Below are 12,921 nucleotides of genomic sequence, written 5' to 3'. Positions count from 1 at the left end.
AATGCTGACATCCAACGCGCTCGCCAATGTCCTGGCGCAAGCTCCCGCGGCCGGCGGCGAAGGCGCCCTGATGGGGATGCTGCCCATCGTCCTGATGTTCGTGATCCTCTATTTCCTGATGATCCGTCCTCAGATGAAGCGCCAGAAAGAGCACAAGAACATGGTTGCCGCGCTGGCCAAGGGCGACGAAGTCGTCACCGCCGGCGGCATCCTGGGCAAGGTCGTCCAGGTCAACGATACCTACGTCTCGGTGGAAATTTCGCGCGAAGGCGACAAGGCGGTGGAAGTCCTGGTCCAGAAAACCGCGGTCCAGACCGTCCTGCCCAAGGGCACCATCAAGGCTCTGTAAGCCGGGCGCTCGCGTCCATGCCGCCCGCGCGGCATCGATGCACTGCCGGGGGCTGGCGCCGGGCGCCGCCCCTTTTTCGCGTTCTGCGGCCTGGCCCGCCGCGGGCACCGGCGCCGATGCGCCAGCCTTCCGAGGTTTGATTACCGATGAATCGCTATCCTCTCTGGAAGTACATCATGATCGCCGTGGTGGTCGTGATCGGCTTCGTCTACACCTTGCCGAACTTCTTCGGCGAGTCCCCCGCCGTCCAGGTCTCCAGCGCCAAGGCGACCATCAAGGTCGACAACTCCATGATGGAGCGGGTGGACCAGACCCTTCAGGCCGCGGGCATCGCCAACACCGGCCTGTATTTCGAACAGAATGGCCCCGTGGGCACGGTGCGGGTGCGCCTGAACTCCCCGGACCAGCAGTTGCGCGCGCGCGACCTGCTTGAAAAGTCCCTGAACCCCGATTCCTCCGATCCCGGCTACGTGGTCGCGCTGAACCTGCTGTCGGCCTCGCCCGCCTGGCTGCGCTCGCTGCACGCGCTGCCCATGTACCTGGGCCTGGACCTGCGCGGCGGCGTGCACTTCCTGCTGCAGGTGGACATGAAGGGCGCGCTGACCAAGCGCTACGATGCCATGACCGGCGACGTGCGTTCGCTGCTGCGTGACAAGAACATCCGCCACAACGGCATCGACCGCGTCGGCCAGAGCATCGAGGTCAAGTTCCGCGACGCCGCCACCCGCGATGCCGCGCGCGACGTGCTGCGCACCGGCCTGCCCGACCTGCAGCTCAGCGACCAGGACGCCGGCGGCGACTTCAAGCTGACGGGCGCGCTGACCCCGCAGGCCATCAAGACCTCCCAGGACAACGCGCTGCGCCAGAACATCACGACGCTGCACAACCGCATCAACGAACTGGGCGTGGCCGAGCCGGTGATCCAGCAACAGGGCGCCGACCGCATCGTGGTCCAGTTGCCGGGTGTGCAGGACGTGGCCAAGGCCAAGGACATCCTGGGCCGTACGGCCACGCTGGAAGTGCGCATGGTGGACGACTCGCCTGAGGCCACCAGCGCGCTGGCCAGCGGCACCGTGCCCTTCGGCCTGGAACGCTACACCGACCGCGACGGCCGCCCGGTGCTGGTGCGCCGCCAGGTCGTCCTGACCGGCGAGAACCTGCAGGACGCCCAGGCCGGCTTCGACGGCCAGACCCAGCAGCCCGCCGTGCACCTGACGCTGGATGCCAAGGGCGCCCGCATCTTCCGCGACGTGACCCGCGACAACGTGGGCAAGCGCATGGCCATCCTGCTGTTCGAGAAGGGCAAGGGCGAAGTCGTGACCGCGCCGGTGATCCGCAGCGAGATCAGCGGCGGCCGCGTGCAGATCACCGGCAGCATGAGCACGGTCGAGGCCAACGACACCGCGCTGCTGCTGCGCGCCGGTTCGCTGGCCGCGCCCATGGAAATCATCGAGGAACGCACCATCGGCCCCAGCCTGGGCGCCGACAACATCCAGAAGGGCTTCCACTCGGTGGTCTACGGCTTCTCCGCCATCGCCATCTTCATCATCCTGTACTACGGGCTCTTCGGCGTATTCTCGGTGATCGCCCTGGCGGTCAACCTGCTGCTGCTGATCGCGCTGCTGTCCATGCTGCAGGCCACGCTGACCCTGCCCGGCATCGCCGCCATCGCGCTCACGCTGGGCATGGCGATCGACGCCAACGTGCTCATCAATGAGCGGATACGCGAGGAACTGCGGGCCGGCGCCGCGCCGCAACAGGCCATCCACCTCGGCTTCGAGCGCGCCTGGGGCACCATCCTGGACTCCAACGTCACCACGCTGATCGCCGCGGTGGCGCTGCTGGCCTTCGGTTCCGGCCCGGTGCGGGGCTTCGCCATCGTCCATACCATCGGGATCCTGACCTCGATGTTCTCCGCCGTGGTCGGCGCCCGCGCGCTCGCCAACCTCTGGTACGGCCGCCGCAAGAAACTCGCCAAGCTGTCGATTGGCCAGGTCTGGAAACCCAAAGAGGTCTGAGCAACATGGAATTCTTCCGCATCCACAAGACCATCCCGTTCATGCGCCATGCGCTGGTGCTGAACATCATCAGTCTGGTCACGTTCCTGGCGGCGGTGTTCTTCATCGCCACCAAGGGCTTCCACCTGTCCATCGAATTCACCGGCGGCACGGTCATGGAAGTGGCCTACCCGCAGGCGGTGGAACTGGACAAGGTGCGCGGCACCATCTCGCAGAAGGGCTACAACGACTTCCAGGTGCAGAACTTCGGCACCTCGCGCGACGTGATGATCCGGCTGCCCAACGTCGAGGGCAAGACCTCGACCCAGCAGAGCAACGAGGTCATCGAGGCCCTGAAGGCCACCGACCCCGGCGTCGAACTGCGCCGCGTGGAATACGTCGGCCCGCAGATCGGCAAGGAACTGGCCCACGACGGCCTCCTGGCGCTGCTGTTCGTGGTGGTCGGCATCATGATCTACCTGGGCTTCCGCTTCGAGTGGAAGTTCGCCATCGCCGGCGTGGTGGCCAACCTGCACGACGTGGTCATCATCCTGGGGTTCTTCGCGTTCTTCCAATGGGAGTTCTCGCTGCCGGTGCTGGCGGCGGTGCTGGCGGTGCTGGGCTACTCGGTGAACGAATCCGTGGTCATCATGGACCGTATCCGGGAAAACTTCCGCAAGCAGCGCAAGGCCTCGGTGCGAGACGTGATCGACAGCGCCATCACCGCCACCATCTCGCGCACCATCATCACCCACGGCTCGACCCAGATGATGGTGATCGCCATGCTGATCTTCGGCGGCCCGTCGCTGCATTATTTCTCGCTGGCCCTGACCATCGGCATCTGGTTCGGCATCTACTCGTCCGTGTTCGTGGCGGCCGCCATCGCCATGTGGCTGGGTGTCAAACGCGAAGACCTGGTCAAGCCGGCCAAGAAGGATACCGGCGAGGTCGTGGGCTAACGCCCGCGCCGTCCCGGACGACGTCCCGAAGCGCCCGGCTCCGCCGGGCGTTTTTCATTCCGGCCTCCCCCTGGCGGAGAACTTCCATGAACCCGCGATTCGATCTTCTGACCCTGCAACTGCTGAGAAAGGTAGACGAGACCGGCAGCGTGGCGCGCGCGGCCGAGACCATCCACCTGACGGCCTCGGCCGCCAGCAAGCGCATCCTGGAGCTGGAATCCCAATTGGGCATCGCCCTCTTGACCCGGCGGCCGGAGGGCGCGCGCCTGACCGCCGCCGGCCTGGCGGTGGCGCGGCGCACCGAACGGGTGCTGGAAGAATTGCAGGGGTTGCAACAGGACCTGGCGGGGTTCGCGGACGGCACCTCGGGCACGGTCAGGATCGCCTCCAACACCTCGGGCATGTGCGCGGGGCTGGCCGACCTGATGGCCCGGTTCTCGGCGCAATACCCCGGCATCCGCATCTCGGTGCGGGAAGCCACGAGCGCGGCGGTGCTGGAGGCGGTGGCCAACGGGTCGGCCGATCTCGGCATCGCCCATGCCGGCGCCCAGGCGGACCACCTGCGAAGTCTGCCCTATACGCGCACGCCTTTGGTCCTGGCGGTACCCGCCGGCCATGAGCTGGCCGGACGCAAGGCCGTCTTCTATGAAGAAACGCTGCGGTTCCCGCACATCGCGCGCTCGGCCGGCAGCGCGCTGGCGCAGTTCTCGGGCCAGGACGGACCGGGCACGCCGCACCCGCCCGCCGTCTCCACCCAGGTGACCAGCTTCCCCGCGGTGTTCTCGCTGGTCAGCGCGGGGCTGGGCGTGGCCGTGGTGCCCGCCGCGCCCGCGGACTGGCATGCTCCCGCCAACATCCGGCAGGTCCCGCTAGCCGACGACTGGGCCAGCTTCGAACTGCGCCTGGTGGTCGACCCGGGCGTGGTCCCCACGCCCGCGGTGTCGCGCCTGCTGGACGCGCTACTCTCGCAGGCGGCCTAATCCACGCTGACCGAAGCGTCGCGCACCACCTTGCCCCACTTGACCTTGTCCGAAGCGATGAGCGCCGAGAACGCCTCCACGGTATCGGCCGCGGGCTCGTAGCCGTTCTCGATCAGCTTCTGCCGCACGGCCGGCCTGGCCACGTAGGCCCGCATCGCGGTGTTCCACTTCTGCACCACCTCGCCAGGCGTGGCCCGGGGCGCCGCGACGCCCCACCATTCGTCAGCCACATAGCCGGGCAGGCCGGCCTCGGTCACCGTCGGGACATCGGGGAAACTCGCCGCGCGCGCGGCGCCGGTGGTGGCGAGCAGTTTGACCCTGCCCGATTTGATGTAGGGCGTGGCCGGCCCCAGGATGGCGAACATCATGGAGATCTGGCCACCCAGCAGGTCATTGAGCGCCGGGCTGGTGCCGCGATAGGGAACGTGGCGGATGTCGATCCGCGCCATGGACTTGAACAGTTCCCCGGGCAGGTGGCCCGCGGCGCCGTTGCCCGCCGACCCGAAGGTCAGCATGCCCGGCTTGCTCCTGGCCAGCGCGATCAGCTCGCCGATGGAGTTCACCCCCAGCGACGGATGCACCAGCACCCCGAACACGGTCGAGGCCACCCGGCTGACCGGCGTGAACTGCTTCTCGGGATCGTAGGGCAGCGACTTGTACAGGCTGGGATTGATGGCCGACACGCCCGCGGTGGTCATCAACATGGTGTAACCGTCGGCCTTGGCCGTGGCCACCGCGGCCGCGCCGATGGCGCCGCCCGCGCCGGGACGGTTCTCGACGATGACAGGCTGGTGCCATTGCTGGTCCAGCTCGCGCGCGAGTTCGCGCGCCAGGATGTCGGTGCCGCCCCCGGCGGGGAAAGGCACCAGCAGCCGGATCGGCCCGGCCGGATAGGCATCGGCCGCCTGCGCGGCATGCGGGCCCGCCAGCGCAAGACCGGCGACCAGGAGAACACGGAACGATTTCATGCGAGGACTTCCCTTGCAGGCTCGGCGGCGAGCGCTTCCAGCGTCGCCTCCGGAAAATAGACGGTACCGGCGTACAGGCGCCGGGCGGTGCGAAGCAGGCTGGCCGAACGGATCTCCGTACCGGCGGCGCCCTGGCCGGCGTCGATCCCGACGCGCAGCGTGCCGGCGGGATGCTCGATGGCGATCTCGTCCGCCATGGCCCGCGCGGCCATCCGCGCCGCGACCGATCCCGGCACCCGCACGGCCGCCGCCAGGCACACCGCGCCGGTCACGGCGAACGAGGTATGGCAGGTGTACGGCATGAAGTACCGGGCACTGATCGTACCGCCCGCCACGGGCCGCGCCACGGTCACCAGCTTGGGCATCTCCAGCCGCGAGACGTCGCCCAGCCCCATCGCCCGGCCGGCCGCGCAGCGCACGCGCTCGACACGGGCCAGCAGGTCGTCGCGGGCGTTGATCTCGTCGGTGGTCTCGTAGCCCGTCATGCCCAGTTCGGCGGCCTCGACGATGGCCATGGGCACCGCCGCGTCCACACAACTGACGGATACGCCCTCCAGCGTCTCGACGGCCCTGCCCGTGGGCAGCAGCCTGCCGGTCTTGGCCCCGGCCACGTCGCAGAATCGCAGCCACACCGGCGCGGCGGTGCCGGCCACGCCGTCGATGGCCGCCTCGCCCGCATAGACGGCGCGGCCGTCCCGGGTCCGCACCGTGGCAACGATGCGCTTGCCGGTGTTGACGTTGAAGATGGCAACCTCGGTGGATGGCCCCGCTGCGGCCGCGACGAGGCCTTCGTCGATGGCGAACGGGCCGACGGCCGCCAGCATGTTGCCGCAGTTCACCGAGTAGTCGATGGTGTTCTTGTGGACGCAGATCTGGGCGAACAGATAGTCCACGTCCACGCCCGGCCGGGTACTGCGCGAGATGATCGCGACCTTGTTGGTCAGCGAGTCAATGCCGCCTATGCCGTCTATCCGCCGCGGCTCCAGGGCCCCCATCAGCCTGAGCAGCGCGGCGTCGCGCCGCGGCCCGGCCGGCGGCAGGTCGTCCGCCAGGAAAAACGGCCCCTTGGACGTGCCGCCGCGCATCAGTACGCAGCGCAGCCCCAGTTGATCGGAAAATGTCTGCATGGCTTTCCTCCTTGCGGGGCAAGTCTGGCCTGTCCCGGCGGGCCGGGCAAACGACGAATCGGCGCGGGGGACGCGAAAAAAATTCACGTCTCCCCGGGGTGGCGCCCCACGCATACTGGCGGCCATGCGACACCTGGACTATTCCCGACTGCCAGCCGGCGAGATCGTCGCCCGCCTGCGCGACGGCACCTTGCCCCCGGCCGAAATCTCCCGAAGCGTGATAGACCGGCACGCCCGCCTCGAACCGGCCCTGAAGGCATGGAGCTGGTTCGAGTCCCGCCGGGTCGAGCTCGCCTATCGCGACGGTCTGCCGCTCGCCGACCCTCGCCTCACCCTGCTGGGCGTCCCTGTGGGCGTGAAAGACATCATCGACGTCGAAGGCATGCCGACCGGACTCGGCCTGCCCGGCGCGGCGGCTCCGGCGCCGCGCAGCGCGGCCTGCGTCGAGCTGCTGCGGGCGGCCGGCGCCGTTCCGGTGGGCAAGACCGTCACGGCCGAGCTGGCATTCTCCCACCCCGGTCCGACCCGCAATCCGCGCATGCCCGGCCACACTCCCGGCGGCTCGTCCAGCGGCTCGGCCGCCGCGGTGGCCGCCGGCATGGTGCCGCTGGCGCTGGGCACGCAGACCGGCGGATCGGTCATCCGGCCCGCCGCCTATTGCGGCGTGGTCGGCGTCAAGACCTCGCTGAACGCGGTCCCCCCGGCCGGCGTCTCTCCCGTGGCCGACAGCCTGGATTGCGTGGGCTGGTTCACGCGTTCCGTGGCGGACGCCATCCTGGCCGGACGGGCCCTGCTGCCCTGGCGGAACCTCGCGCCCCGCCAACCGGTGAGCAGCCTGCGCGTATGGCGCCTGGACGCCACGGAACTGGGACGGCTGGCGCCCGAAGCGCGACAGGCGCTGGACCAAGCGGCCGCCGCGCTGCGCCGGGCCGGCTGCGCCGTCGCCGAGGCGCCCCTGGCCGACCTCCTGCCCGCGCTGGCCGAATGCCACCGCCGCATCATGCTGCACGAACTTTCCCGCTCGCTGCTGCCCATCCATCGCACGCGGCGTCACGAGTTGAGTGCGGTCATGCTGAAGGCGATCGAGGCGGGACGGGCCGTGACGGCCGGGCAGTACGGCGAAGCCCTGCACCAGGTCCGGGAAGCACGCGCCGCGCTCGACGCCAGGATGCGGGACGTCGACGTCATCCTGACACCCAGCGCCGCGGGCGAGGCGCCGGCCGGCCTGCACCATACCGGCGACTCGACCTTCAACCGGGTCTGGTCGGTGCTCGGATGGCCCGCTGTCCACCTGCCGACGGACCAGTCTCCGGGGGGCCTGCCGGTGGGCGTGCAGTGCGTGGGCAGGCTGGGCGAAGACGAAGCGCTGCTGCGGCACGCCGAGGCCATCCATCCCCTGATCGACCGGCGCGAACCGGAGCCACGCAGCCAGGCACCGATGGCACAATAGCCACTCTCCCGCTTCTTCGGTGGCTGCTCCATGTCCAACCCAAGCAAGATCCGCGTCTGGGACTTCCCCACCCGCCTCTTCCACTGGCTGCTCGTCATCTGTGTGATCGGCGCGTTCGCCACCATCAAGGCCGGCGGCCTCTGGACGGAGTACCACCTGCTGTTCGGCTACGCGGTGCTGGGGCTGATCCTGTTTCGCATCGTCTGGGGATTCGTGGGCGGCAACCACGCCCGCTTCGCGCGCTTCGTGCGCGGGCCGCGGGCGATCGCCGCCTACCTGCGGGGCACGATGCCGCGCACGCCCGGCCACAATCCGCTGGGCGCGCTGTCCGTCGTGGCCATGATCCTGCTGCTGGGCTACCAGGCCGTCACGGGGCTGTTCGCCAACGACGACATCTTCACGGAAGGACCGCTGGCCGGCCTGGTCGGCAAGGATTGGTCGGACCGGCTCACCGGACTGCACAAGCTGGACGAACTGCCCATCCTGATCCTGGTCGGGCTGCACGTCCTGGCGATCGTCTGGTACCGGGTGGCGAAGAAGCAGAAACTGACCCGCGCCATGATCACGGGCGACGCGCCGGCCGAAGAGTTCGCCAACGGTGCCGATTCCGCGCGCGATACGGCGGGCACCCGCCTGCTTGCGCTGGTCATCGCGGCCGCGGCCGCCGCGGTGGTCTACGGCATCGTGTCGCTGCGGCCCGCCGCGATGTTCTGAGCCGCTCCCAGGCGGCGCCGGTCAGCGGCCGCCGTGATGGCCGCCACCGCCGCCACCGCCGCCACCACCGCCACCGGCCATGCCGACGCTGCCACCGCGTCCTTCACCGCCATGGCCGCCACCGGCCCCACGGCCGAAATCGCGGCCACCGCCGAACTCCCGGCCGCCCTGCGGCCCGCCCAAGCCCCGGCCCGCGCCAGGTCCCGCCTGGACACCACCGCCGTTGCCGCGGCCACCGGCCCATTCCCCGCCGCCGGACGGACGCGAGGGCGTGGTTCCCGCGCCGCGCTGGCCGTCCTGGCCCGGGCGCGACACCTGGGGCCCTTGCCCGCGGCCGCCGGCGCTCCCCGGCATGCCGCCCGCGCCGCCACCCGGCGTGCGGCCCGGCACCGCGCCGGGATTACCTGTCTCGCGGCCCCGACCGGCATCGGTCCTCGGTCCGCCCGCCTGTCCATCGAAACGGCTGCCGGGGGTACCGCGGTCGCCCGCCGCACCCGGCCGCCCGCCGTCGAAACGATTGCCCTGGCCCCCGTCGAAACGGCTGCCGAATCCCCTGCCGGGGTCGCGCAGCGACGCGCGATCGATGTTGGGCAGTTCGCGCCGCCCGGCATCGGCCCGGGCGCGATACGCCTCGCGCGCGGCGAAATGCCCGGCAGGATCGCCACCATAGAACTGGCGGCCGCGTCCCGGATCGCCGTAGCCCACGTTGCGGCGGTGGTAGGCATCATGCTGCCAGTCGACGTGGCTGAATCGCGTACGGTTGAAGTTGTTGTAGTTGTAGATGTTGACCACGTTGACCCGGTGCGCGTGCCAGTCGTAGCCCCCCCACAGCGCATGCCCGATGAACAGGCCCACGCCGAACGAGAACACGACGCCGGCGGCCACGTATCCGGGCGGGTACCAGTAGAACGGCGTATAGGCCGGATACAGCCACGGCCCGTAGACGACCGTGGGGTTGTAGACCGGCACGTAGACCACGTCCGGCCGCGTGGGCTCGATACGGATGACCGTGGTGCCGCTCGAGGCCGGCACGGTGGTGACCGTCTGCTCCGACCCCGACGTCAGGTTGCCAGCCGCCTGGGCCCGCGCCCGCAGGACCTGGACCTGATCCATCAGCGCATCCTGCTGCGCCAGGAAAACGTCGCCCAGCCGGCTGGTCCAGCCCAGGCGTTCGTTCATCATGTCCAGCACATTGGGGAAGGCGACCAGCGACTTGACGCTGGGATCCCAGTCCTGGTTCTGCATCGCGCCTTCCAGGTCCGCGCCCGTCACATTGGGATGGTCCTTCTGCCAGCGGGCGGCCTCGACCACTTCCAGCGGATAGGTGGACGCCATCAGGATCTGCGACAGCAGCGCGTCGGGATACAGCGCGATGGGCGCGACCAGTTGCTCCAGCTCCGCGGGTTGCGCGATGCCATTGCGTGTCGATGCCGTGGTCTGGGCCACGACGGGAACCGGCAGGCCGACCACCGTGGAAAAGGCGGCGGCCATGCACAAGACGATTTTCGATACGGAAGCCATGACGGGCCCCCCTTTGGCGGGAATATAGCTATTCGACCGCCGGAAAACGAAAAAAGCCAGGATGGACCTGGCTTTTTTTGAAACAACCGGCTTACAAGCGCCAAAACTTATTTCGATCGATTACCGGTTCCGGAAATTGTCGTGGCAGGCCTTGCAACTGGCGGCGACCGCGCCATAGGCGGTCCGCACCTGGGCCAGGTCGCCGCTGTCGGCCGCCGCCACCAGCTTGTCGATGTCGCCGTGCAGGCGTTCCTGGCCCTGCTTGAACCTGGCGTTGTCGGACCAGACCGCCGGACGGGCGCCGCCGCCTTCCGTTCCCGGACCGAACGCGCTCCACGGCAGCTTGGACATCATGGCGACGATGGCCACGTCGGCCTTCACCTGGGCCGCATCGTAGGGCTGCTGTCCGCGCACGACCGGCGCGATCCGGCCGAAATGGTTGGACATGACGGTAAGGGCCGATTCGCGATACTTGACGGCGTCCTCCGGCTTGGCGAACTGGGCGGCGGCGGTGGCGGGCAGCAGCATGGGAGCGGCGGCGATACAGGCGACGGACAGCACGCGCAAAAGTCTCTTCATCAGGGGCTCCTGGGTAGGGCGGACAGGGTGGGGTCTACCGGACGATAGACCGGTCGGACAACGATTCCAACGACTTCGATGCGCGGGGCGCGCCAGGGTTCCCGGACGTGGACGCCATGGCGTCCACGTCCGGTGGGCGGTTACAGCTCGCGGGCGAGCTTGGCCGCCAGGCCGATGTAGTTGCGCGGCGTCATCGCCAGCAACCGGGCCTTGGGTTCGTCGGGCAGCTCGAGTCCCAGGATGAACTCGCGCAGCGCCTCTTCGCTGATGCCCTTGCCGCGGGTCAGGGCCTTCAACTGTTCGTAGGGCTGGGGCAGGCCGTAGCGCCGCATGACCGTCTGCACGGGTTCGGCCAGCACTTCCCAGCAGGCGTCCAGGTCGGCGTCGATGGCCGCGCCGTTGATCTCCAGCTTGTCGAGCCCGCGCAGGCAGGCATCGTAGGCCACCAGGCAGTAGCCGAAGGCCACGCCCAGGTTGCGCAGCACGGTGGAGTCGGTCAGGTCGCGCTGCCAGCGGGAAACGGGCAGCTTGTCGGCCAGGTGGCGCAGCGTGGCGTTGGCCAGCCCCAGGTTGCCTTCGGAGTTCTCGAAGTCGATGGGATTGACCTTGTGCGGCATCGTGGACGAGCCGATCTCGCCTTCCTTCAGGCGCTGCTTGAAGTAGCCCAGCGCGATGTAGCCCCAGATGTCGCGGTTCACGTCCAGCAGGATCACGTTGGCGCGCGCCGCGGCGTCGAACAGCGCGGCCATCCAGTCGTGCGGCTCGATCTGGATGGTGTGGCGGTTCTGCGTCAGGCCCAGGCCCTGGAGCACCTTGGCGCTGAAGGCCTCCCAGTCGATCTCGGGATAGGCGGACAGGTGGGCGTTGAAGTTGCCGGTGGCGCCGTTGAGCTTGGCGAGCGGCTCCACGCGTTCGATCTCGGCGATGGCCCGGCCCAGGCGCGCCGCCATGTTGGCGAACTCCTTGCCCATGGTGGTGGGGCTGGCCGGCTGGCCATGGGTGCGCGACAGCAGCGGCTGGTCGGCATGCTGCACGGCCAGGGCCGCCAGCTTGGCGTGGACCTTGCGCAGCGACGGCACGAGGGCCTGGTCGCGCGCGGCGCGCAGCATCAGCGCATGGGAAGTGTTGTTGATGTCTTCCGAGGTGCACGCGAAGTGGATGAACTCGGCCGCGGCGGACAGCTCGGCGTTGTCGGCCACTTTTTCCTTCAGCCAGTACTCCACCGCCTTGACGTCGTGATTGGTGGTGCGCTCGATATCCTTGATGCGGGCGGCGTCGGATTCGGAGAATCCGGCCACCAGCTCCGCCAGGCGCTGGCGCGCGGCGACGGTGAAAGGTTGCAACTCGGGCAGCCCCGCGTCGGACAGCGCCACCAGCCACGCGACCTCGACCTGCACCCGGTGATGCATGAAGCCGGCTTCGGACAAGAGCGGACGCAGGAGCGCGCCGCGGCTGGCATAGCGGCCGTCCAGCGGCGACAATGCATTGAGGGGGGTCAGCTGGTCGGAAGTCTTCATAAGCGCTTGATAGTAAAAAGAAATTGTAGCACCGCACCGTTTCCGGGGACGGGTCCCGATGGTATACTCCGCGGCCCATCCATGCCCGCCGGTTGGCCCCGATTTTAGGACCATCCGGCCCTCGCTCTATGAAACTTATCGGCTCGTTGGCCAGCCCCTTCGTCCGCAAAGTCCGCGTCGTCCTGGCAGAGAAGAAACTCGACTACCAGTTCGAGCAGGAAAACGTGTGGGCGGCGGACTCCCGCATCCAGGACTCCAACCCGCTCGGCAAGGTCCCCTGCCTGATCATGGAGGATGGCGGCGCGGTCTTCGATTCCCGTGTCATCGTCGAATACCTGGACACGATCACGCCGGTCTGCCGGTTGCTGCCTCCCTCGGGCCGCGAGCGCTCCGAGGTCAAGTGCTGGGAAGCCCTGGCCGACGGCCTGCTGGACGCCGCCGTGCTGATCCGCGCCGAATACACCCAGCGCCCCGAGGCGCTGCGCAGCGAGAGCTGGATCGCGCGCCAGCAAGGCAAGATCGACGCCGCCGTGGAAACCATGGAAACCGGCCTGGGCGAAAAGCCTTTCTGCGCCGGCAACAGCTACACGCTGGCCGACGTCGCGGTCGGCTGTGCGCTGGGCTACCTCGACTTCCGCTACCCCGAGCGCGACTGGCGCGACGGCCATCCGAACCTGGCCCGCCTGGCCGAGAAACTGGCGCAGCGCCCCTCGTTCGCCGACACGGACCCGCGCCAGGGCTGATCCCGGCCCCTCCCTGC

12 protein-coding genes are annotated in these 12,921 nt (G+C 68.9%); 7 read left to right on the top strand and 5 right to left on the bottom strand.

From position 1 onward, the window contains the following. Position 1 precedes the first annotated feature (1 nt). The 4 genes from yajC to AC1Q6E_RS11940 all read left to right on the top strand — a co-directional run bounded on the left by yajC (position 2) and on the right by AC1Q6E_RS11940 (position 4,285). The gene (yajC, locus tag AC1Q6E_RS11955; RefSeq protein WP_124688279.1) at positions 2-349 is read left to right on the top strand and encodes a preprotein translocase subunit YajC; all 348 of its coding nucleotides are present in this window, start codon (positions 2-4) and stop codon (positions 347-349) included. A gap of 146 nt (positions 350-495) precedes the next feature. Continuing rightward, complete coding sequence (gene secD, locus AC1Q6E_RS11950) at positions 496-2,367, top strand: protein translocase subunit SecD (RefSeq protein ID WP_152792417.1); 1,872 nt, start codon at positions 496-498, stop codon at positions 2,365-2,367. 5 nt (positions 2,368-2,372) lie between these two features. Beyond that, positions 2,373-3,305: a protein translocase subunit SecF gene (gene secF / locus AC1Q6E_RS11945; protein ID WP_152792416.1), complete on the top strand. Its 933-nt coding sequence runs from the start codon at positions 2,373-2,375 to the stop codon at positions 3,303-3,305. A gap of 86 nt (positions 3,306-3,391) precedes the next feature. Then, a complete protein-coding gene (locus AC1Q6E_RS11940) occupies positions 3,392-4,285 on the top strand; it encodes a LysR family transcriptional regulator (RefSeq protein WP_152792415.1) in 894 nt (297 codons plus the stop codon). Here AC1Q6E_RS11940 and AC1Q6E_RS11935 read toward each other — a convergent pair. Together AC1Q6E_RS11935 and AC1Q6E_RS11930 are read right to left on the bottom strand one after the other, a co-directional pair. Beyond that, a complete protein-coding gene (locus AC1Q6E_RS11935; protein ID WP_492572799.1) occupies positions 4,282-5,253 on the bottom strand; it encodes a Bug family tripartite tricarboxylate transporter substrate binding protein in 972 nt (323 codons plus the stop codon). The two genes, AC1Q6E_RS11940 and AC1Q6E_RS11935, sit on opposite strands and share 4 nt — an antisense overlap. Further along, positions 5,250-6,380 (bottom strand): 4-oxalomesaconate tautomerase, encoded by a 1,131-nt coding sequence (locus tag AC1Q6E_RS11930; RefSeq protein ID WP_492572798.1) that lies wholly within the window; start codon positions 6,378-6,380, stop codon positions 5,250-5,252. The genes AC1Q6E_RS11935 and AC1Q6E_RS11930 overlap by 4 nt, the downstream gene beginning before the upstream one ends. 124 nt (positions 6,381-6,504) lie before the next feature. On the opposite strand from AC1Q6E_RS11930, the gene AC1Q6E_RS11925 reads away from it, so the two are divergent. After that, positions 6,505-7,830 carry an amidase gene (locus tag AC1Q6E_RS11925; RefSeq protein ID WP_492572797.1) on the top strand — a complete coding sequence of 442 codons (1,326 nt, stop codon included), beginning with the start codon at positions 6,505-6,507 and terminating at the stop codon, positions 7,828-7,830. A gap of 30 nt (positions 7,831-7,860) precedes the next feature. Then, positions 7,861-8,544 (top strand): cytochrome b/b6 domain-containing protein, encoded by a 684-nt coding sequence (locus tag AC1Q6E_RS11920; protein WP_152796052.1) that lies wholly within the window; start codon positions 7,861-7,863, stop codon positions 8,542-8,544. A 21-nt stretch (positions 8,545-8,565) separates the two neighbouring features. On the opposite strand, the gene AC1Q6E_RS11915 is transcribed toward AC1Q6E_RS11920, so the two are convergent. From AC1Q6E_RS11915 to purB, 3 genes are all read right to left on the bottom strand, one after another. Next, a complete protein-coding gene (locus AC1Q6E_RS11915; RefSeq protein WP_492572796.1) occupies positions 8,566-10,065 on the bottom strand; it encodes a DUF3300 domain-containing protein in 1,500 nt (499 codons plus the stop codon). Between the two features lie 120 nt (positions 10,066-10,185). Continuing rightward, positions 10,186-10,644, bottom strand: a complete 459-nt coding sequence (locus tag AC1Q6E_RS11910) for a c-type cytochrome (RefSeq protein ID WP_152796056.1) — start codon at positions 10,642-10,644, stop codon at positions 10,186-10,188. 140 nt (positions 10,645-10,784) lie between these two features. Continuing rightward, entirely contained in the window at positions 10,785-12,161 is a 1,377-nt protein-coding gene (purB, locus tag AC1Q6E_RS11905; RefSeq protein ID WP_152796058.1) for an adenylosuccinate lyase, read from the bottom strand. A gap of 128 nt (positions 12,162-12,289) precedes the next feature. Between purB and AC1Q6E_RS11900 the strand changes: the two genes are divergently transcribed. After that, positions 12,290-12,904, top strand: coding sequence for a glutathione S-transferase C-terminal domain-containing protein (locus AC1Q6E_RS11900; protein ID WP_152796060.1), 615 nt, complete (start codon positions 12,290-12,292; stop codon positions 12,902-12,904). Positions 12,905-12,921: the final 17 nt, after the last annotated feature.

The sequence above is a fragment of the Pigmentiphaga sp. MLSB6-MA01 genome (assembly GCF_058793475.1).
The sequence above is the reverse complement of the archived record's forward strand: the minus strand, read 5'-3'. Positions and strand labels throughout refer to the sequence as shown.